The sequence below is a fragment of the Stenotrophomonas sp. 28608_Sma genome (assembly GCF_056486185.1).
The window spans coordinates 1,141,629-1,162,098 of the sequence record NZ_CM151308.1 but is presented as its reverse complement, the minus strand read 5'-3'; the positions used below and the strand labels follow the sequence as shown (position 1 = coordinate 1,162,098).

Genomic DNA, 20,470 nt, shown 5'->3' with positions numbered 1-20,470 from the left:
CCTGGATCGACGTCCCTGTGTGCCCCACCTGCGCCGAACGGCAGTTGGCCTTCGACCAGGCGGCACCCACTCCGGCAGACAGCCACGCGTTGCTTCACGGTGGGCGGGTGCTGACCATGGATATGAACGAATAATGAAGATGGCGTCAACCCCGCGCATTGGCCAAACTCGGCAAAGCCACCCCAATCGGCTGCCTCCCGCGCCCTTCCCCGCTCCACCTAGAATGTCCCCATGAGCACCCTGACCTTCCGCGCCGCCACGTCGGCCGACATCCCCGCCCTCATTGCCCTCGTCACCTCGGCCTACCGCGGCGACGCCAGCCGCGCCGGCTGGACCACCGAAGCCGACCTGCTGGACGGCGCCCGCATCGATGCCGAGGGCATCCAGGCCGACCTGGACCGCCCGCGCTCCACCATCCTACTGGCCGAACGCGGGAACCAACTTGTGGCCTGCGCCCACGTCGCCGATGTCGACGGCAAGGGCTACTTCGGCATGTTCTCGGTCGACCCGGCACAGCAGGGTGGCGGCGTCGGCAAGCAGCTGATGGACGCCGCCGAAGCGCACGCCGCACGCGAATGGAAGGTGCCGGTGATGCAGATGACGGTGATCGACGTGCGCGACGAGCTGATCGCCTTCTACGAGCGCCGCGGCTACCAGCGCACCGGCATCAAGAAGCCGTTCCCCTATGGCGACGAACGCTTCGGCATTCCCAAGCGCGACGACCTGCGCTTCGAGATCCTGGAAAAGCCGCTGGCCGGAGCCGCCGCGTGAGCGATACCTGGACCTTCGTCTGTGCCGGCACCGAGCTGCTGCCGGGTGAAATGAAGAGCGTGTTCGACGAGGTAACCGGCACGCCGATCGTGGTGTTCAACCTCGACGGTGAGTTGTACGCGCTGGAAGACCAGTGCACACATGAAGAGTTCGAGCTGTCCTCGGGCGAGTTCAACACCATCGAGGGCAGCGTGGAGTGCGTGCTGCACGGCGCGCGCTTCGACGTGCGTGACGGCCGCGCCCTGTGTGCCCCGGCCTACAGCCCTGTACCCAAGTTTCCGGTGAAGCGCGAGCACGACGCCGTCTGGACCCGCGACGACCGGGATTGAGGCGGCGCTCGGCCCTCACGGACCTCCCAAAGGGCGCCCCGCGGGAGAGCATCCACCCATGGGGTGGATCTACCGGAAGGCCATGAGGGCGCCCCCAGGCCGCTCCGGGGCGGCCCCAGCGGCCCGTCACGCCCCGCAGATGCGAATCATTATCGTTGATGTTATTCTACGTAACATCTTCGTAACGACTCCGCCCCCGCGCCATGGCTTCGCCCGCGCCCACCGCCACGCTGTGCCAGCTTGCCCGTCAAGGGTGGCCGCTGCTCGTAGCCGTGCTGCTGACGCTGGTGTTGGGCTGGTCTGCGTTGCATGAAGGCAGGCACACGGCGACCGCCGATGCGCCGACTCTGTATGCTCATGATGTGTCGCCCGCGTCCCCGCCACACGTGCTGCCGCACGAACAGGCGATGCACCCCGCTGAATCCGAACCCGATGGCAGTCGCGGCGACAAACCTCGTGCCCTGCGGCGACTCTGCCTGCAGCACCCTGACAATGCACCTGCAGACGCTCCGGCGCCGGTGACACCGACCCCTCCGGTGCTCGCACCGGGCCGGCGCCAGCCCCCATCCCACGCACCGCCCGCGCTGCTGGCCTGACGCTCTGCTGCGCCATGCGCAGCCGCATCCGCACGTCCCCCCTCGTTCTACGTACTGCTGCCGCGCGGCCCGCGCCGGCCGCCTCTCCCTGCTCCCCTTCTGCAGACGCCCATGAACCCGATCAAGAGCCGCAAGCACGCTTCGCCGCTTCGTACCCTGCCGCTGGCCACCGCCAGTCTTGCCGCCGGCCTCGGCCTGGCCACCCTGCCCGCGCTGGCCCACGCTGAAGCCACCGACAACGCCCGCACGCTGGACAAGATCGACGTGCACGCCACCCGGGGCTACAAAGCCGACAAGGTGGCCTCGCCGAAGTTCACCCAGCGCCTGCAGGACACGCCGCAAACCATCCAAGTGATTACCAGCGACCTGTTCAACCAGCAGGGCGCAACGACCCTCACCGAGGCACTGCGCAACAGCCCCGGCGTGGGCACCTTCTACGCCGGTGAGAACGGCAACACCACCACCGGCGACGCGCTGTTCATGCGCGGCTTCGACACCTCCAACAGCCTGTATGTGGACGGTGTGCGCGACCTGGGCTCGATCTCGCGCGATGTATTCAACATCGAACAGGTGGAAGTGACCAAGGGGCCGGCCGGCACCGACAATGGCCGTTCGGCGCCGACGGGCGCGATCAACCTTGTCAGCAAGCAGGCCAACCTGCAGGACGCGACGTCGGCCAGCGTTTCGCTGGGCAGCGACCAGCAGCGCCGCGCCACCGCCGACTGGAACCAGTCGCTGGGCACCACCAGCGCGCTGCGCATCAACGGCATGTGGCAGGACAGCGACCAGCCCGGCCGCGACCACGTGCAGAACAAGCGCTGGGGCATCGCACCGTCGCTGGCCTTCGGTCTGGGTACCGCCACCCGCTACTACCTCAACCTGCTGTATGTGAAGCAGGACAACGTGCCAGATGGTGGCGTGCCCACCCTGGGCCTGCCGGGCTGGACGCCGCAGCCGACGCTGGAAGCGCTGGCCGGGCACCCGGTCGATCCGGAGAACTTCTACGGCACCCGCGCCGACCACGATGACGTGACCGCGAAGATGGCCACGTTCCGTTTCGAGCACGACTTCAACGACAGCGTGCGCCTGACCAACACCGCCCGCTGGGGTCGCACCGAACAGGATTACCTGCTCACCGCCTTCATGGGCACCGGCGTGCGCGGCGCAGGCGGCCGCCCGACCGGCAACATCACCTATGCCAACCCGGCCGACCTTTCCAGCTACGCCATCGCGCGCAGCCTGCCGACCTTCAAGGACCAGCGCAACACGATCCTCACCGATCAGCTGAACCTGCGCGCCGACTTCGCCACCGGCGCGGTCGGGCACGCATTGAGCGCTGGCCTGGAATTCACCCGTGAAGAACTGGACAGCTACGGCCAGGCCGCCGCTGCCGATACCAGCTGGCCCGCTGCGAACCTGTACAACCCGGACTGGAACGTCAGCGGCCTGAACTGGGCGCACAACGGCGCCGATGCACATGGCAAGACCACCACCTCCTCGGTGTACCTGTTCGATACCCTGTCCTTCGGCGAAAGCTTCCTGTTGACCGCTGGCGTGCGTGCAGACCACTACAAGACCGAGTACGCCAGCGCGTCGGTGTGTGGTGGCCGCGGCGGCCCGGCGTGTGGCAGCAATCCTGCCGGCACGGTGCTGCGCAACCCGACGCTGGACGCGTCCGATACGCTGCTGAACTGGAAGCTCGGCGCCCTCTACAAGGTCGGCGATACCGTCAGCGTCTACGCCAACTATGCCATCTCGCAGCAACCCCCGGGTGGCGCCAACTTCCAGCTGAGCAGCTCGGCCAACAGTGCCGACAATCCCAAGCTGGACCCGCAGAAGGCCAAGACCTTCGAAGTGGGCAGCAAGTGGGCGTTCCTGGATGACGCCCTGGCAGTGAACCTTGCATTGTTCCAGACGGACGTGGACAACGAGATCAACACCACCGTGCTCGACGATGCCGGCAACCCGACCCAGACCGGCAGCAAGCGGGTCAAGGGCGTGGAGCTCTCCGCAGTCGGCCGCCTGACCGACAACTGGTCGGTCAGCGCCGGATACAGCCACCTGGACACCGACGTAAGGGAAGGCGCGAAGGTGGCCGCCGATGGCACCACCAACCTGACCTATACCCCGGACGACACGTTCACCGGCTGGACCAGCTACACCCTGCCCTACGGCATCACCGTGGGCGGCGGCGTACGCTATGCCGCCGGCATGCACCGCGGCACCGACGGCGCGGTGGGCACCCCGTCGTTCACCAAGTCCTACGTGGTGTATGACGCGGTCGTGTCCTGGGCGATCAATGAGACGATCTCGCTGCGCTTGAACGGCTACAACCTGTTCGACAAGCAGTACGTGGCCAGCATCAACAAGAGCGGCTACCGTTACACCCCGGGTGCCCCGCGCACCTTCCTGCTCAGCGCGGACATCCGCTTCTGATGCAGCACGCGGGGGAGCCCACTCCCCGCGCCCCCAAAGGAACCGCCATGCTGCTGCACATTCCCGACGTGCTTTCACCCCAGGACGTGGCGCAGGCACGCAGGCGACTCGACGCTGCAGACTGGACCGACGGTCGCGAGACCGTCGGTGCACAGGGCGCGATGGTCAAGCACAATCTGCAGCTACCCGATGCATCTCCCCTGAAAGCGGAGCTGGGCAGGGACCTACTGGCCGCGCTGAGCCGCAGCCCCTTGTTCTTTGCTGCCGCGCTGCCCCTGAAGATCCTGCCGCCGCGCTTCAACCGCTACAGCGGTGGCGGCACCTATGGCTTCCATGTCGATGGCGCGGTGATGAACCTGGCCAACGGCGAACAGCTGCGCTCGGACATCTCCTGCACCCTGTTCCTGTCCGATCCGGACGAATACGAAGGCGGCGAGCTGATCATCAGCGATACCTACGGCGAGCACGAGGTAAAGCTGCCGGCCGGCGACCTGATCGTGTATCCGTCCAGCAGCCTGCACCAGGTGCGGCCGGTCACCCGCGGTGCGCGCGTGGCCTCGTTCTTCTGGGTACAGAGCATGATCCGCGACGATGTGCAGCGCCGCCTGCTGTGGGAAATGGATGGCTCGATCGAGCGCCTGCGGCAGACCGGCGGTGACGCCGAGGCGGTGCTGCAGCTGACCGGCGTGTACCACAACCTGCTGCGACGCTGGAGCGAAGTCTGAGCCACATCCGGCCGACCCGCGACAATTTGGCAATCATTCTCATTTGCAACAGCTAACAGCTCTCATTACAATCACGCCCCGTTGATGCCGGCCGCTGCCGGCAGACCCCTGGGGACCCCTGCTTGCTGCGCCCGCTTCGCCCTCGCCCACTCATCCATCGAAAGATGGGCACCGCCATGCGCGGTCAGCGTCCTGCGCTGGCCAGCCTGCTGGCGTGGGTGGCGATGCTGGCTTTGCTGCTGGGCACCCTGCCGCTGCTGCCACACGGCCAGGCCGGAATGGCCGTGCAGATGCCGCTGGAAGAGCGCGGTGGCGAAGCGTCCCCGCAGGAAGAAGCACCGGCCAAACTGCGCCGCTGTGCTGCCGCCCCGGTGAAATCGGCCGAGAAGGCGCGCCCGCCGCTGCTGCTGGCCAGCCAATGGCTGCGCACCGAGCTTGAACTCGTACCCGCCACGCCGGCCATGCCCGGCGTGCGCCCGGACTGGCCGCTGGCCGCTCCGGACACGCCCTGGGCCGACGCGCCCGGGCGCCGCCAGCAACGCGGCCAGGCGCCTCCGCTCGCCTGATTCACGGCCCCGCGTGACCGCCTGCGCGGTCGTGCCCGCACGCCGCTGCCTGCTTCATCCCTGCCGCCCCTGACCGGGCCTCCCCGTGCATGCCGCGCCGTTCGCGCCTGGCATTGCACCACCCTGCATCCTTCGAGGTTACTGCCATGGCCCAGCGCCATCGTGTCCGTTCGTCCCTGTCCCGTACCCTGCTGACCAGCGCCGTGCTGGCAGCCATGACCGCCCCTGCCTTCGCCCACGGTGACGCTTCCGGCGCGCCACAGACGCTGGACAAGGTGGTGGTCACCGCCTCCGGCTTTGAGCAAAAAATTACTGACGCGCCGGCCAGCATTTCAGTCATCACCCAGGAAGAGCTGACCAAGCGCCCATACATGACCCTGTTGGATGCAGTCCGCGATCTGGAAGGCGTGGACGTTGGCGAGACCCGCGACAAGACGGGCCAAGGCACCATTTCCATGCGCGGCATGGGCTCGGACTACACGCTGATCCTGATCAATGGCCGCCGCCAGAACAATCACGGCGACATCTACCCGAACAACTTCGGCGGCAACCAGTTCAACCACATCCCACCGCTGGACGCGATCGAGCGCATCGAAGTCATCCGCGGCCCGGCTTCCACACTGTACGGCGCCGACGCCATGGGTGGCGTCATCAACATCATTACCAAGCGATCGCTGGACCGCTGGAGTGGCTCGGCCACCCTTGCAGGCACCTTCGAGACCGATGACGATTTCGGTGACGACCGCACTGCAGACCTGTATGTGACCGGCCCAATCGTTCCCGGTGTACTGAACCTCAGCGCACGCGCCAGTTGGTATGACCGCGATGCTTCCAATCCCGTCTACTCGCCGGCGATCGACCCCAACGGCACCCCCCATGCGCGCACGCTGGGCTTTGGCGGCGGTGGTAAAACAGTCGACAACACGAATAAAGCAGGTGGTCTGAGCCTTGAATGGAACATCAACGAAGATCAACGCCTGACGCTTGACTACGACACCTCGCGCCAGGAATACGACAACTCGATCAAGATCAATGATGCCGGTGTCGAGGAGTACCCGGTTGGTACGGTAGACAACATCAACAGCATCTGGCGCACGGCCAATTTCTGCCGCAACGGCAGCGGTGCCAATGCCAACGCGTGCCGGACCAGTGGTGGTACGTGGGCACGCCGGGCCGACCCGCGCGTGGGCTATGGACCGACCCAGGAATTCACCCGCGATGCATGGGCGTTGACCCACGAGGGCAAGTGGGGCTTTGGTAACAGCCTGGTGTCCCTCTCGCACGTATCAACCAACAACGATGGCCGGACGATGCCATTCACTGTCGCGGAACGCGAGTTGCTGCTGCAGATGATCGACGGCACCGGTGCCTATAGCGGCCGCTCAACGGCTGAACGCCGCGCGCTGGCTGAATCGACCTTCCTGCCACGGCCTCGACGCACGCTCGAAAGCGCCCAGTACACCTTCGATGCAAAGTTGGACATTCCCTTCCAGGCCGCAGGCCAGCATGTCGCTGTTGTCGGTGCGCAGGTCATCCGTGGTGAACTGACCGACGGCGTGTTCGGCACCGAGCGCGGAATGCCCGGCCAGAAGCAGGAGCACAACATGTACTCGCTGTTCGCTGAGGACACCTGGACCGTCATCGCGCCGCTGGGAATCACCTATGGCCTGCGCTACGACGACCACGAGGTATTCGGCGACCACTTGAGCCCGCGCCTGTACGGTGTGTACACCGTCAATGAACAGTGGACGGTGAAGGGTGGTGTCAGCACGGGCTTCAAGACACCCAAGACCACTCAGCTGTACGACGGCGTCACCGGCTTCGGCGCGCAAGGCACGCTACCGATGTTCGGCAATCCGAACCTGAAGCCCGAAACCAGCACCAGCACCGAACTGGCGGTCTACTGGCAGCATCCAGACGGGCACAACTTCAATGCCACGGTGTTCCACAACCGCTTCGACGACAAGATCGCCTCACAACCCTGCGGCGGCCGCTTCGCTCTGGCCTGCACCTCAACGGGCGACTACGCCGAGCTGGGCTACGCCAACAGCAGCAAAACGGTGAACATCGATGAAGTGATCATTCAGGGCGCCGAAGTAGCTGGTCGATGGAACATCGGCGAGCGTTTCGGCCTGCGTGCGAACTACACCTACACGGACAGTGAGCAGAAGAGCGGCGCGGAGAAGGGCCTCCCGCTGGGCAACAGCGCGCGGCACATGGCCAATGCGACCTTCGACTGGCAGGTCAGCGAGCGCTTCAATATGTTTCTGACTGCAGAGGCGCGCTCCAAGCGCTTCCGTGGGCTCAACGCCACTACGCGCGAGAAGCTCTACTACAAGGACTACACCACTCTGCATCTGGGTGCTTCGTTCGAAGCGACGCAGTGGCTGACGGTCAATGCACGTATCAACAACCTGCTGGACCGCGATTTCACCACCTACCAAGCCAGCTTCACCGACCTGGACGGCAGTGGGGTATATGGCGATTCGAGCAATGAAGTGCTGTTCGAAGACGACTACAACAACAAGGACAAGGCCCGCAGCGTCTGGGTGAGCCTGAACTTCAAGTTCTGATCGTTAGCGCTCCATCCACGCATGGCGTGGATCTACTGATCTGCGGGATTGCCGGCCAGTCGGTAGTGCCGGCCGCTGGCCGGCAATTCCCCCCCAGGGATACAGAACGACACGCAATTGCGAGCTATTCTCATCAATGATGTAATGGGCAGTCCCCGTCCGCCTCGAACCGTGCCGTGAGCCGTCCTGCCTCTTCCACCGTGCAGCAGCAACAGAACCGTGGCTTCTGGCTGCGGACGCTGCACCAGTGGCACTGGATCAGCTCGGCGGTCTGCCTGATCGGCATGCTGCTGTTTGCGGTGACCGGCCTGACCCTCAACCATGCCGCGAAGATCGAGGCCAAGCCCGAGGTGCAGAACCAGCATCTGGAACTGCCGGCCGCGCTGCTGGGCCAGCTGGGCACGCGCGAGGATGGCAACGCGCCGATCCCGCGCCCGGCACGGCAATGGCTGGACACGCAGCTGGGCATCGCCATCGGCGGGCGCCCGGCCGAGTGGTCGGCCGAAGAGATCTACCTGTCGCTGCCGCGCCCCGGTGGTGACGCCTGGCTGAGCATCGATCGCGAGACGGGTGCGGTGGAGTACGAATCGACGTCGCGCGGCGTGGTGTCCTACCTCAACGACCTGCACAAGGGCCGCAACGCGGGCCCGGCGTGGGGCTGGTTCCTGGATCTGTTCGCCGTGGCCTGCCTGGTGTTCTGCATCACCGGCCTGTTCCTGCTGCACCTGCATGCACGGCAGCGGCGCATGACCTGGCCGCTGGTCGGCCTCGGCCTGATGATTCCGCTGCTGATCGCCCTGCTGCTGATCCACTGACTTTCCTTCGTTTCCGGAGCCGCCCCATGCGCGTCACCCTGACCATCGCCCTCAGCGGCCTGCTGGCCACCTCGCCGGCCTATGCCACCACCCTCGACATCAACGTCGAAGTGCCCAAGCTCAACGTGGCCGAGTACCACCGCCCGTACGTGGCGGTGTGGCTGGAAGGCGCCGACCAGAAGGTCGCGGCCAACCTGTCGGTCTGGTACCAGCAGACCAGCAACAGCGAAGGCCACGGCACCAAGTGGCTGCCGGACCTGCGCCAGTGGTGGCGCAAGAGCGGCCGCACCCTGCAGGTGCCGGTGGACGGCGTGACCGGCCCGACCCGCCCGGCCGGCAAGCACGCGCTGTCGTTCAACGACAAGCAGCCGGCGCTGAAGCAGCTGGCTCCGGGCAACTACACCCTGGTGGTGGAAGCGGTGCGCGAAGTCGGCGGCCGCGAGCTGCTGAAGATCCCCTTCACCTGGCCGGCCACCGCCGCACAGAACGGCAAGGCGCAGGGCGCCACCGAACTGGGCCAGGTCACCCTCGCCGTCAAACCCTGAAAAGGGGACGGAGGGGATTAAGTCGTAATTCCCTCCTCCTTGTCGCATCACCCCGCATCCACTGGAGTCTTCCGCATGAAGCGCACGCTCGTCCTCGCCGCCGCTCTGGCCGCTGCCCTTCCCTTCTCCGCCCTGGCCCACAAGGCCTGGCTGCTGCCCTCGCAGACCGTGATCGCCGGCAACGCGCCGTGGATCACCGTCGACGGTGCGGTCTCCAACGACCTGTTCTATTTCAACCACGTGCCGCTTCGCCTGGAGTCGGTGGTGATCACCGCGCCGGACGGCAGCACCGTGCAGCCGCAGAACGCGTCCACCGGCAAGTACCGCAGCGTGTTCGATGTCGAGCTGAAGCAGCCGGGCACCTACCGCATCGCGTCGGTCAATGACGGCCTGTTCGCCACCTACGAGCAGAACGGCGAGCGCAAGCGCTGGCGCGGCAGCGTCGCCACCTTCGGCGAACTGCCCAAGGATGCGAAGAAGCTGGAAGTGAGCCAGTCGGTCGGCCGCGTGGAGACCTTCGTCACCAACGGCGCACCGAACGACACTGCGCTGAAGCCGACCAACCGTGGCATCGAGCTGGTCGCCGTCGGCCACCCGAACGATCTGTTCGCCGGTGAGGAAGCCACCTTCCGCGTGCTGGTCGACGGCAAGCCGACCGCCGGCCTGGAGTTCGAGATCGTGCGTGGCGCTACCCGCTACCGCAACGCGCAGGACGAGCTGAAGGTCACCAGCGATGCCAAGGGTGAGATCAAGGTGACCTGGCCGGAAGCCGGCATGTACTGGCTGGAGACCGGCACCGAAGACAACAAGACCTCGGTGAAGCAGGCCGCCAAGCGCCGCCTGAGCTACGTCGCCACGCTGGAAGTACTGCCGCAGTAATGACGTGGACCGCGATGCCGGGCACGCCCCGGCATCGCGCCTGCAGCACACCACCATGACCGATCCCCTGCTCGACATCGCCCGCCTCGGTGGCACCACCATGGGCACCACCTGGAGCGTGTCGCTGGTCGCGTCGCGCCAGCGCGACCTGCACCCGCTGCATGCTGGCATCCAGGCGCGGCTGGACGAGGTGGTCGCGCAGATGAGCACCTGGGAGCGTGGTTCGGATCTGAGTCGCTACAACCGCGCCGACGCCGGCCAATGGTGCGTGCTGCCGGCCGAAACCCGTCACGTTCTGGTCTGCGCACAGGCCATCGCTTCCGCCAGTGGCGGCGCCTTCGATCCCACCATCGGTCCGCTGGTTGCACTGTGGGGCTTCGGGGCACATGCCGGTGAACGCCGCCAGCCCGACGACGCTACCCTGCAGGCCACGCGTGATCGCTGCGGTTGGCAGCGCCTGCAGTGGCAGGACGATGCGCTGCTGCAACCGGGTGGACTGGAACTGGATCTCTCTGCGATCGCCAAGGGCTTTGGCGTCGACCATGTCGCTGCGTGGCTGCGCACACAGGGCATCACTGCCGCGCTGATCGAAGTCGGTGGCGAGCTGGCCGGCTACGGTCGCAAACCGGACGGCCAGCCGTGGCGCGTGCTGGTGGAATCCGCACCGGAAGAAGACGTGCACACCGATACCCCGCCACGGGTGCTCGCGCTGGACGGCAAGGCGGTGGCGACTTCCGGCGATCGCTGGCACCAGTACCAGGCCGGTGGCGAGGCCTACAGCCACAGTCTCGACCCGCGTACGGGCAGGCCGGTGCGGCAGGTTGCCGCGGCAGTAACCGTGGTGGCCGACGACGCCATGCACGCTGATGCTTGGGCCACCGCACTGACCGTGCTGGGTCGCGAACAGGGCATGGCACTGGCCGAGCGCGAAGGACTGGCTGCGCGCTACCTGCAGCGTGCGGCAGACGGCCCGCAGGAATTTCTCAGCAGCGCCTTCCAGCGCCTGCTCGACGAGCAGGACGCATGAGCGCACGTCCATCGCGCGCCTGGCTCGGCAACGCACTGGTTCTGCTCCTGCTGGCAGCGATCGGCTGGGCACTGCTTCGCCTGCATCTCGGCGAAGCGTGGTGGCGGGGCGCACCACCGGCGCGGCAGTCGCAGATCGCGGTGCTCGCCACGGTGCTGTATGCGCTGGCCTGCGCGGCACTGTGGTGGCGTGGGCGCCCGCGCGACGACGCCGCAACCGGAGACACCGCGCCCATCCTGCTGGTCTGGTCCAGCCAGACCGGCTTCGCCCGCGAACTGGCCGAACGAAGCGCCGAGGCCCTGCGCGGTGCCGGCGTGCCAGTGCGCGTGCGCGGGCTGCATGAGGTGGATGCAGCACTGCTGGCTTCCAGCCAGCGCGCGTTGTTTATTGCCAGCACCACCGGCGAAGGCGATCCACCCGACCACGCCCTGCCGTTCCTGCGCGGGGTGATGGCCACCCCGCCCCCGCTGCAGCACCTGCACTACGGCGTGCTCGCGCTGGGCGACCGCAGCTATGGCCACTTCTGCGGATTCGGCCACCAGCTGGACACTTGGCTGCGCCAGCACGGCGCGCATCCGCTGTTCGACGCCATCGAGGTCGACAACGCCGATCCGGCAGCACTGCGTCATTGGCAACAGTTGCTGGGACAACTCGGCGGTAACGCCAGCGAACTGCCCGACTGGAGCCCGGCCGAGTACCAGCCGTGGACGCTGCTGCGACGCGAGCATCTGAACCCGGGCAGCCCCGGTGGTCCGGTGTACTGGTTGCGCCTGCAGCCCCCGGCCGATGCAAATGCGCAGTGGCAGGCCGGTGACATCGCCGAGATCGGCCCGCAGCACGCATCGCACACCGTGCGTGCCTGGCTGGATGCACAACGCTTCGACGCGGACACCGTGCTGGATGATGGGCAGACGTTGCTGGCACGCGTCGCGCGCTCGCACCTGCCCTCATTGGTTCCCCCGGGTGATCTGCCCGCGCTGCTGGCGACCCTGCAACCACTGCCCCATCGCGAGTATTCCATCGCCTCGGTGATGGCCGACGGCGCGGTGGAGTTGCTGCTGCGCCGCCAGCTGCGCGCTGACGGTACGCCAGGGATCGGCAGCGGCTGGCTGTGCGACCACGCCGCCATCGGCGAACCGGTACAGCTGCGTCTGCGCTGCAACGACAATTTCCATGGCGCGCCCGCCGATGTGCCGCTGCTGCTGATCGGCAACGGCACCGGCATCGCCGGCCTGCGCGCACATCTGCACGAACGCGTACGCAGTGGCGCACGGCGCACCTGGCTGCTGTTCGGTGAGCGCACCGCCGCGCATGACTTCCACTTCGGTGAAGAACTGCAGGCGATGCTGGCCGACGGCACGCTGGCGCGGTTGGATGCAGTGTTCAGCCGCGATGGCGGTGCGCACCGCTATGTGCAGGACCGGCTGCTGACCGAAGCGGCAACGCTGCGCCAGTGGGTGGATGAAGGCGCCACGATCCTGGTCTGCGGCAGCCTGCAGGGCATGGCCCCGGCGGTGGATGCAGTGATCGAGCAGGTGCTGGGTACCGCGGGCAAGGAAGCGCTGTTGCTGGCCGGTCGTTACCGGCGCGATGTGTATTGAGGCCACCGCATCCTGGTGGGTGCGAACCGCTTTCTGGTGGGTGCGAACCGCTTTCTGGTGGGTGCGAACCTTGGTTCGCACCATGACGCGGTGTCGGTGGCCGCATCCACGCATGGCGTGGATCTACTGAACAGATTCGGCTGGCGCGAACCGCATTCTGGTGGGTGCGAACCTTGGTTCGCACCGTGACGCGGTATCGGTGGCCCCATCCACGCATGGCGTGGATCTACTGAACGGTGTGTCCAGACATGGTGGCAACCGCATTTGCAGTAGATCCACGCCATGCGTGGATAGTGCCAACCGGCGCCCAGGAATCATCCCGCCGCCGCACTGATCCGGATCGCCAGCAACTCGCCACCGCCCTGCAATGCATGACGCTGCCGTTCACCGGCCGCCAACCACGCAGTGTCTCCCGCCTGCAACGCCGGCAAGCCGCTGTCGGCACCGAACTCCGCCTGACCGGCCAGCAGATGCAGCGCCCAGGCCACGCCCGGTTCGCAGAAGAAGAACATCGCCCCCACCAGTGGCCGGTGCAGCAGTTCGGCCTGCAGCAGCTCGCGCTTCCACATCAGGTTGAAGTCGTGGGTGGTGCCATCGACCAGTTCGCCGTGCAGCGCTTCCTCACCAGCAAAACGCACGCGCCCGTGCGGTGGCAGCACCTCGGCCACACGGCCATCCTCGAAACGCAGGCGCACGCCATTGCCCTGCAGCAGCACCAGTTCGCGCTCCACGCCGGGGAAGGCGGAGAACGCGGCATCCTGCTCGATCTCGGCCACCGACAGGCGTAGCGCCCAGTCATCACCCTGCGCCGGCAGGCGCAGGATCTCGCGGGTCCAGCCCAGGCCGTTGCGCCAGCGTTCGCGGCGATAGTCCAGGCGGGAAATCACCTGGCTCGGAGTGTGCAGCAGGGAGTCGATGTTCATCGGCGCATTGCATCACGCCGCGCGCCGTCGTGCATCACCGCGTGGCGAGCGTGCCCTGGCCACCGCACTCGCCACCCAGCAGCTGCGAGTGCTTCAGCCAGTCCTGGTCGGGGTAGTAGGCAAACACCATCGTGCCACCGCGCAAGGCGTCGATCAGCGGCTTGGCCACCGACAGCCGCACCGCCGGGCAGCCCAGGCTGCGGCCGAGCCGCCCCTGCAGCTGTGCGGTGGCCGGATTCACGTAGGGTGCGCCGTGGATGACGATCGCGCGTTCGCGCGCGCGGTCGTTGAAGCCCGGTTCCAGGCCGGCCAGGCGCAGCGAATACCCGTTGCCACCCATGTAGGTCTCCTGCGCGGTAAACGCGCCGAGACTGGACATGAAACTGCCATCGCGGTTGGAGAAGTGCTCGGTGCGGTTCTCGCCGCTGTTGCGGCCATGCGCCACCCATTCCTCGAACAGCAGGCGCTGGTGGGCCAGGTCGAACACCCACAGGCGCGGCTCGGTGGACGGCCGCGAATAATCGATCACGCTGAGGCGATCACCATTGATGCCCAGCTCCGGCCGCTGCAGCGCGCAGCGCATGGCGTGCGCCGCCAGCTGCAATACGTGGCGGTCGGCCTTGGGCGCACTGCGCGACAGCAAGGCGGCCAGATCATCGGCACTGGTGGCAAGGGCGGGCGTCTGTGCCAGCGCCGGAGCACTGGCCGAGGTCGCCAGCAGGCCGAACGCGGCCAGCCGGCACAGGCGGGATGCAGTCATGGGCACAACGAGGGGACTCAGTTGCCCTTGAGGGTGGACCCTGGCGGCTCGGATTCCAAGACCGGCTGCATTCCGGATTCAGCCGGGCTTGGGCGGACCGCCGGCAGCGAGGTCACCAGCAGGGTCGTGCCCGGCACCAGCACCTGGTACAGCTGGCGGGCGAAATCGGCCGGCAGCGCCATCGGCAGCGAGGGCGTGGCCAGCAGGTCCGGGGTGGCCTGGGCACGGTCCTGGCCCAGCAGCGGATAGGCCGTCCACTGGTGCAGGCGCTGGTTCACGTCCAACGGGCTGGGCGTATCGCTGTAGCCCTGCCCCATCACGAACAGCGTGGTGCCCTGGAATGCCGGCAGGGCGTCGGCCTTCAGCGGCGACTCGCCGATCATCACGCCATCGCGCAGCACGTACAGGCGCTGGTCGTGCAGGCTGACCAGGATGCCGACCTGCCCGGCCGGCGCTGCGGCGTCATCCCACCAGGCCTGCGCCGGGGCCCCATCCCCGGTCTCCGGAAGGGCCTGGCCGCGCGCGTTGACCGGTGCCAGCACCGACGGATAGGCCAGCGTCATCGGCGAGCTCTTGGCATCGGCCACGACCACGGTGTCGCCACGCTGGGTTTCACTGAACAGCTTCTGCGCGAAGGCCTGCGGCAGCCGCACGCAGCCATGCGAGGCCGGATGACCAGGCAGGCTGCCGCCATGCAGGGCGATGCCGTCCCAGGTCAGCCGCTGCATGTAGGGCATCGGCGCGCTGTTGTAGAGGTTGGACTTGTGGTCCTTGTCCTTCTGCAGGATGGTGAACACGCCGGTCGGCGTCTCATGCCCAGCCTTGCCCGAGCTGATCGTGGTCAGGCCGATGGCAATGCCGTTGCGGTACACGTACGCGCGCTGCTCATCGAGGCTGACCACCAGCACGATCGGGCCGGTCGGTGAAATTTCCGGATGCCACAGGTATTCGCCCGGCTTGAGGTCGGTCGGTCCGCGCACTTCGGCGGTGCTGGCTGCGGCAGCGGCAGGCTTGGCGGCCGGCGTCGGCGCAGCGGCATGGCCCAGCAGCGGCAGGGCCAGTGCAAGGGCGAGCATCAGGGTAGTGGGGCGGTGCAGAAGCATCCAGCGGGGGTCCTTTCCATGCGGTGCGGCCACCGTACACCATCGACCCGTGGTGGCCGCGGCAAAACCAGGTGCCGGAAATGAAACTGCCCGGCGACACAGCCATGTGTCGTACCGGGCAATCGTTACGTCCTTGTCGGCCTGCTGCCGCCCCCTCGCATCCTGCGCTGTGGGGGTAGCGTTGCATCCTGCACGCGGCCGCGTCTGTCCTGTTTGTATCTCAGCCCCTTCCACAGGTCTGTGATGCCACCATCCTGGTGATTGGTGCCGCGTCCTGCGGCGGTCGGTGGTCACGGCCTTCCTGTCCGTGTCCGGTGAACCAGCCTCCTGCCGGTTCCGACGATTCCTGCTGTCAGCGCCTGGGTACGGTTCGCACCGGTACCGATCCGGGTACCGGATCCGCCGGCAACAACCTGTTGCCTACGGTGATCCGCTGTCGATTCCGTTCGACGATTGCTTTCCCTATCCCCTTCACCTGCGTCAGGTCCTCGACGCGATGAAACGGGCCGTGTCTGCGCCGGTGCTCGACGATCGCCTCGGCCTTGGCGGCTCCGACCATCGTCAATCCCTGCTGCAGCGCCTGGGCATCGGCGCGGTTGATGTCGATCGGTTCGGCGGCATGCGCCCCAGCGATCCACACGACCAGCACCAGTGCCCTCAACACGACACTCCAAGGCACGACGTGTATCTCCTTGTGATTCTGGCCGTCCCGACCGGCAATCCCGTCGGTAGGAACAGTGTCCGTCACCACATGCACACAGCCTATCGGTTTCCTGGATTTCTAAAAGCCAGCCAAATACCCGACGTGATGTAGGAAAAACCCTACCCGCGGCACAGGCGTAGAATGGCCGGATCAGCCCATGCAACCGGAGTTTCAGATGGACAGCGCCAAGCTCGGCCAATTCGTCAATGACAAGTGGGACAGCGAGATCGTCCCGCAGTTGGTCGACTACATCCGCATTCCCAACAAGTCGCCGATGTTCGACGCCAATTGGGTGCAGAACGGCTACATGGAACAGGCGGTCACCCTGATGGAGAACTGGGCCAAGGCCCAGCAGCTGCCCGGCCTGAAGGTTGAAGTGGTGCGCCTGGAAGGCCGTACCCCGCTGATCTTCCTGGAAATTCCGGCTACCGGCGCCGAAACCGGCGACGACACCATCCTGCTCTACGGCCACCTCGACAAGCAGCCGGAAATGACCGGCTGGGACGACGACCTCGGCCCGTGGACCCCGGTCCTGCGCGGCGACAAGCTGTATGGCCGCGGCGGTGCGGACGACGGCTACGCCATCTTCGGCTCGCTGGCCGCGGTGCTGGCACTACAGGCCCAGGGCCTGCCGCACGCCCGCTGCGTGGTGCTGATCGAAGCCTGTGAAGAGTCGGGCAGCTATGACCTGCCGGCCTACGTCGACCACCTCGCCGACCGCATCGGCAAGCCGTCGCTGGTGGTCTGCCTGGATTCGGGCTGCGCCAACTACGACCAGCTGTGGTGCACCACCTCGCTGCGCGGCCTGACCGGCGGCAACTTCACCGTGAAGGTGCTCAACGAAGGCGTGCACTCCGGCGATGCCTCCGGCGTGGTGCCGTCCAGCTTCCGCCTGCTGCGCCAGCTGCTGTCGCGCATCGAGGACCAGGACACCGGCCGCATCCTGATCGACGGCATGAACGTTGAGATCCCGGCCGAGCGCCAGGAACAGGCCAAGCGCGCCGCCGAAGTGGTCGATACCGAGATCTTCGAGAAGTTCCCGATGGTCGACGGTCTGCGTCCGATGAACGAGGACCTGACCGAGCTGGTGCTCAACCGCACCTGGCGCCCGGCACTGTCGGTCACCGGCGTCGGTGGCATGCCGGCGCTGGAATCGGCCGGCAACGTGCTGCGCCCGCAGACCTCGGTGAAGCTGTCGCTGCGCCTGCCGCCGACCGCCGATGGCAAGACCTGCGGTGAGCTGCTGAAGGAAGCGCTGCTGCGCGACCCGCCGAACGGTGCGCAGGTCACTCTGGATCTGGAAAAGGCATCCACCGGCTGGAACGCCCCGGCCATGGCGCCGTGGCTGACCCAGGCCATCGACGACGCCAGCCAGGCCTTCTTCGGCAAGCCGGCGATGTACATGGGCGAAGGTGGCTCGATTCCGTTCATGGGCATGCTGGGTGAGAAGTTCCCGGGCGCCCAGTTCATGATCACCGGCGTGCTCGGTCCGCACTCCAATGCACACGGCCCGAACGAGTTCCTGCACATTCCGATGGGCAAGAAGGTCACCGCCTGCGTGTCCAAGGTGATCAGCGAGCACTACGCCGCCAGCCTGCGCGGCGAGACCAGCGGTTCGCCGGTGGCTGCCGACAGTGGCACCCGCCACGGCGACCACGGCTGCTGCTGAATCCGGCACACCGTGACGGACGCAGCCTGGCCTTGCTAGGCTGCGTCCACCCTTGGTGGAAATCGCGCGCATGAATGGTCTGTTCGGCAGCAGCAGCTGGCTCTACATCATCCTGGTCGGCTTCTTCGTCGGCCTGCTCGGGCGATTCTTCATGCCCGGCAACAACCGCATGGGCTGCCTGCTGACCATCGTGCTGGGCATCATCGGCGCACTGCTGGCCGGGTGGTTCGGCCAGTACATGGGCTGGTACGCCCCCGGTGAGCCGGCCGGCTTCCTCGGTGCGGTGCTGGGCGCGGTGGCCGTGCTGGCCGTCCTGCGTCTGTTCAGCGGTCGCCGCTGATCCCGCACCCTCTTCCCTTCCTGTTCCCGACGTAGGCGCGCCCGGCGCGCCCGGATATGCCTGCATGACCGAACCCGCCTCCGATCCCCAGCGCAGCGCGCAGCGCCTGCAGTGGGCCCGTACCCAGCTCGATGATTCCAGTGCGGTGGTCGAACGCGCCTCGGTCGATGCCGGCATGCGCAGCTACTGGCGCACCACCAGCACGCGCGGCAGCCACATCGTGATGGATGCCCCGCCGGGGCTGGAAGATCCGCGCCCATGGCTGCGCATGCGCGGCCTGCTGGATGACAACGGCCTGCGTGTGCCCGCGCTGCTGGCGCAGGATCTGGATGCCGGCTTCCTGCTGCTGGAAGATCTCGGCGGCCCGACCCTGGCGAAGATCCTCGACGAGCGCAACGCCGATGAATGGTTCGGCCGCTCGATCGAACAGCTGCTGCGCCTGCAGGCGATCCCGGTGCCGGCCGACTTCGGCCAGTTCGGCGAAGCACTGCTGCAGCGCGATGCCGGCCTGTTCGACGAATGGTTCCTGCAGCGCCACCTGAACCTGGAACTGGACTGCGGCGAGATTGAAGGGCTGCAGCTGGTGCACCGCCGCTTGATGGACAACGCGCTGGGCCAGGCCCAGCTGATGACCCATCGCGACTACATGCCGCGCAATCTGATGCCGGTCGAGAATGGTCCGGCAGTGCTGGATTTCCAGGACCTGGTGCGCGGCCCGATCGCCTACGATGCGATGAGCTTGTTCAAGGACGCCTTCCTGAGCTGGCCGCTGCAGCGTGTGGACGAGTGGCTGGCGCAGTATCACGAGCGCGCCCGCAACGCCGGCCTGCCGGTGCCCGACCGCGCCACCTTCCTGCGCGATGCCGACTGGATGGGCATCCAGCGCCACGTGAAGATCCTTGGCCTGTTCTGCCGCCTGCGCTACCGCGACAACAAGGGTCACTACCTCGACGACGCGCCGCGCTTCATCGCCTATCTGGACGAAGTGCTGCCGCGCTACCGCGAGCTGGCACCGCTGCAGCAGCTGCTGGAACACCGCATCAAGCCGGCGCTGACCGACCTGGCCGCACCGATGCGCGTGGCCCGATGAAGGCGCTGGTCTTTGCTGCCGGCCTCGGCGAGCGCATGCGCCCGCTGACACTGCACACGCCCAAGCCGCTGCTGGACGTGGCCGGCAAACCGCTGATCGTCTGGCACCTGGAACGCCTGGCCGCACTCGGCGTGCGCGAGGTGGTGGTCAACACCGCATGGCTGGCCGAGCAGTTTCCGGCGACACTGGGCGATGGCAGCCAATGGGGCCTGCGCCTGCATTTCATGTACGAAGGGCAGACCCCGCTGGAAACCGGCGGCGGCATCCTCAATGCACTACCGGTGCTGGGCGACGCCCCGTTCCTGGTGGTGAACGGCGACATCTGGACCGATTTCGATTTCGCCACGCTGCCGCGCGAGCCGCAGGGCCAGGCGCATCTGGTGCTGGTCGACAATCCGCTTCAGCACCCGAACGGTGACTACCGCATCGATGCGCAGGGGTTGCTGCACCACGACCGCGAAGGACCGTGCCTGACCTATGCCGGCATCGGCGTGTATCGCCCTTCCATCGTGGCCGACTGGCGCACGGTGATCGGTGATGCACCGGGCAGCGAGCGGCTCCCACCGAAGTTCTCGGTGGTGCCGCTGCAGAAGCACTTCATGGCACAGGGATTGATGACGGGGCAGCACCATCGCGGGCGCTGGACCGATGTCGGGACCGTGGATCGCCTGCGCGCGCTGGATGTTGAGTTGGCCGCGAACGGCTGAGCCCCTCGTGGCTGGATGCCTAATAAGTAGAGTCGAGCTTGCTCGACTGCAAAGCCGTGCTTGGCCGGGCGGGATGGGTACGCGGGGGACACCGTGAATCCATCCATGGAGGCTTGTCCGCGGCATCCATGCCGCAGACACCCCCGCGTACCCATCCCGCCCGGCCTCTGACAGTTTCCGTGGGCGACCAGCCACGGAAAAGAAAAAAGAAAAGCAAAAGCGGGTCGCGTCGCTACGCTTGCTCCGATGACGACCAACGGTCGTCACCCACCACAAGCAAGAGTCGCCCACCACAAGCAAGACACGTGTCGA

The 20,470-nt window shown here is 66.7% G+C and carries 19 protein-coding genes; 15 read left to right on the top strand and 4 right to left on the bottom strand.

Translation table 11 applies throughout. From position 1 onward, the window contains the following. The first annotated feature begins 231 nt into the window (after positions 1-231). The 11 genes from ACZLHH_RS05325 to ACZLHH_RS05275 all read left to right on the top strand — a co-directional run bounded on the left by ACZLHH_RS05325 (position 232) and on the right by ACZLHH_RS05275 (position 12,863). Positions 232-771, top strand: a complete 540-nt coding sequence (locus tag ACZLHH_RS05325; protein ID WP_049463142.1) for a GNAT family N-acetyltransferase — start codon at positions 232-234, stop codon at positions 769-771. Next, positions 768-1,100 carry a non-heme iron oxygenase ferredoxin subunit gene (locus tag ACZLHH_RS05320; RefSeq protein ID WP_032129243.1) on the top strand — a complete coding sequence of 111 codons (333 nt, stop codon included), beginning with the start codon at positions 768-770 and terminating at the stop codon, positions 1,098-1,100. Before ACZLHH_RS05325 ends, ACZLHH_RS05320 begins: the two co-directional genes overlap by 4 nt. A gap of 707 nt (positions 1,101-1,807) precedes the next feature. Then, positions 1,808-4,132: a catecholate siderophore receptor Fiu gene (locus ACZLHH_RS05315; RefSeq protein WP_049463141.1), complete on the top strand. Its 2,325-nt coding sequence runs from the start codon at positions 1,808-1,810 to the stop codon at positions 4,130-4,132. A 47-nt stretch (positions 4,133-4,179) separates the two neighbouring features. After that, a complete protein-coding gene (locus tag ACZLHH_RS05310) occupies positions 4,180-4,857 on the top strand; it encodes a Fe2+-dependent dioxygenase (protein WP_049463140.1) in 678 nt (225 codons plus the stop codon). A 164-nt stretch (positions 4,858-5,021) separates the two neighbouring features. Continuing rightward, complete coding sequence (locus ACZLHH_RS05305; protein WP_049463139.1) at positions 5,022-5,423, top strand: hypothetical protein; 402 nt, start codon at positions 5,022-5,024, stop codon at positions 5,421-5,423. 146 nt (positions 5,424-5,569) lie between these two features. Further along, entirely contained in the window at positions 5,570-7,996 is a 2,427-nt protein-coding gene (locus ACZLHH_RS05300) for a TonB-dependent receptor domain-containing protein (RefSeq protein WP_049463138.1), read from the top strand. A 176-nt stretch (positions 7,997-8,172) separates the two neighbouring features. Continuing rightward, complete coding sequence (locus tag ACZLHH_RS05295; protein ID WP_049463137.1) at positions 8,173-8,811, top strand: PepSY-associated TM helix domain-containing protein; 639 nt, start codon at positions 8,173-8,175, stop codon at positions 8,809-8,811. Positions 8,812-8,837: 26 nt separating this feature from the next. Beyond that, positions 8,838-9,356, top strand: a complete 519-nt coding sequence (locus ACZLHH_RS05290; RefSeq protein ID WP_004147429.1) for a DUF2271 domain-containing protein — start codon at positions 8,838-8,840, stop codon at positions 9,354-9,356. A gap of 75 nt (positions 9,357-9,431) precedes the next feature. Beyond that, entirely contained in the window at positions 9,432-10,235 is an 804-nt protein-coding gene (locus tag ACZLHH_RS05285; protein WP_049398797.1) for a DUF4198 domain-containing protein, read from the top strand. Between the two features lie 55 nt (positions 10,236-10,290). Then, the gene (locus ACZLHH_RS05280) at positions 10,291-11,262 is read left to right on the top strand and encodes an FAD:protein FMN transferase (protein ID WP_049463145.1); all 972 of its coding nucleotides are present in this window, start codon (positions 10,291-10,293) and stop codon (positions 11,260-11,262) included. Next, positions 11,259-12,863 (top strand): sulfite reductase subunit alpha, encoded by a 1,605-nt coding sequence (locus ACZLHH_RS05275; protein WP_049398796.1) that lies wholly within the window; start codon positions 11,259-11,261, stop codon positions 12,861-12,863. Before ACZLHH_RS05280 ends, ACZLHH_RS05275 begins: the two co-directional genes overlap by 4 nt. A 314-nt stretch (positions 12,864-13,177) precedes the next feature. Here the strand turns inward: ACZLHH_RS05275 and ACZLHH_RS05270 are convergent, their stop codons facing one another. The 4 genes from ACZLHH_RS05270 to ACZLHH_RS05255 all read right to left on the bottom strand — a co-directional run bounded on the left by ACZLHH_RS05270 (position 13,178) and on the right by ACZLHH_RS05255 (position 16,328). Beyond that, positions 13,178-13,786, bottom strand: coding sequence for a HutD/Ves family protein (locus tag ACZLHH_RS05270; protein ID WP_049463136.1), 609 nt, complete (start codon positions 13,784-13,786; stop codon positions 13,178-13,180). A gap of 34 nt (positions 13,787-13,820) precedes the next feature. Continuing rightward, on the bottom strand, positions 13,821-14,546 hold the full coding sequence (locus ACZLHH_RS05265; RefSeq protein WP_004147404.1) for a murein L,D-transpeptidase catalytic domain family protein: 726 nt from the start codon (positions 14,544-14,546) through the stop codon (positions 13,821-13,823). A gap of 17 nt (positions 14,547-14,563) precedes the next feature. Next, on the bottom strand, positions 14,564-15,649 hold the full coding sequence (locus ACZLHH_RS05260; RefSeq protein WP_049463135.1) for a L,D-transpeptidase: 1,086 nt from the start codon (positions 15,647-15,649) through the stop codon (positions 14,564-14,566). A 352-nt stretch (positions 15,650-16,001) separates the two neighbouring features. Beyond that, positions 16,002-16,328, bottom strand: coding sequence for a ComEA family DNA-binding protein (locus tag ACZLHH_RS05255; RefSeq protein ID WP_012510302.1), 327 nt, complete (start codon positions 16,326-16,328; stop codon positions 16,002-16,004). Positions 16,329-16,527: 199 nt separating this feature from the next. Here ACZLHH_RS05255 and ACZLHH_RS05250 point away from each other — a divergent pair, with 199 nt between their 5' ends. From ACZLHH_RS05250 to murU, 4 genes are all read left to right on the top strand, one after another. Further along, complete coding sequence (locus ACZLHH_RS05250) at positions 16,528-18,021, top strand: M20 family metallopeptidase (RefSeq protein ID WP_010483606.1); 1,494 nt, start codon at positions 16,528-16,530, stop codon at positions 18,019-18,021. A gap of 70 nt (positions 18,022-18,091) precedes the next feature. Then, positions 18,092-18,361, top strand: a complete 270-nt coding sequence (locus ACZLHH_RS05245; protein ID WP_049398791.1) for a GlsB/YeaQ/YmgE family stress response membrane protein — start codon at positions 18,092-18,094, stop codon at positions 18,359-18,361. A gap of 64 nt (positions 18,362-18,425) precedes the next feature. Then, a complete protein-coding gene (locus ACZLHH_RS05240; protein WP_049463134.1) occupies positions 18,426-19,451 on the top strand; it encodes an aminoglycoside phosphotransferase family protein in 1,026 nt (341 codons plus the stop codon). Beyond that, complete coding sequence (gene murU, locus ACZLHH_RS05235) at positions 19,448-20,158, top strand: N-acetylmuramate alpha-1-phosphate uridylyltransferase MurU (protein ID WP_049463133.1); 711 nt, start codon at positions 19,448-19,450, stop codon at positions 20,156-20,158. Before ACZLHH_RS05240 ends, murU begins: the two co-directional genes overlap by 4 nt. The last annotated feature ends 312 nt before the right edge of the window (positions 20,159-20,470 follow it).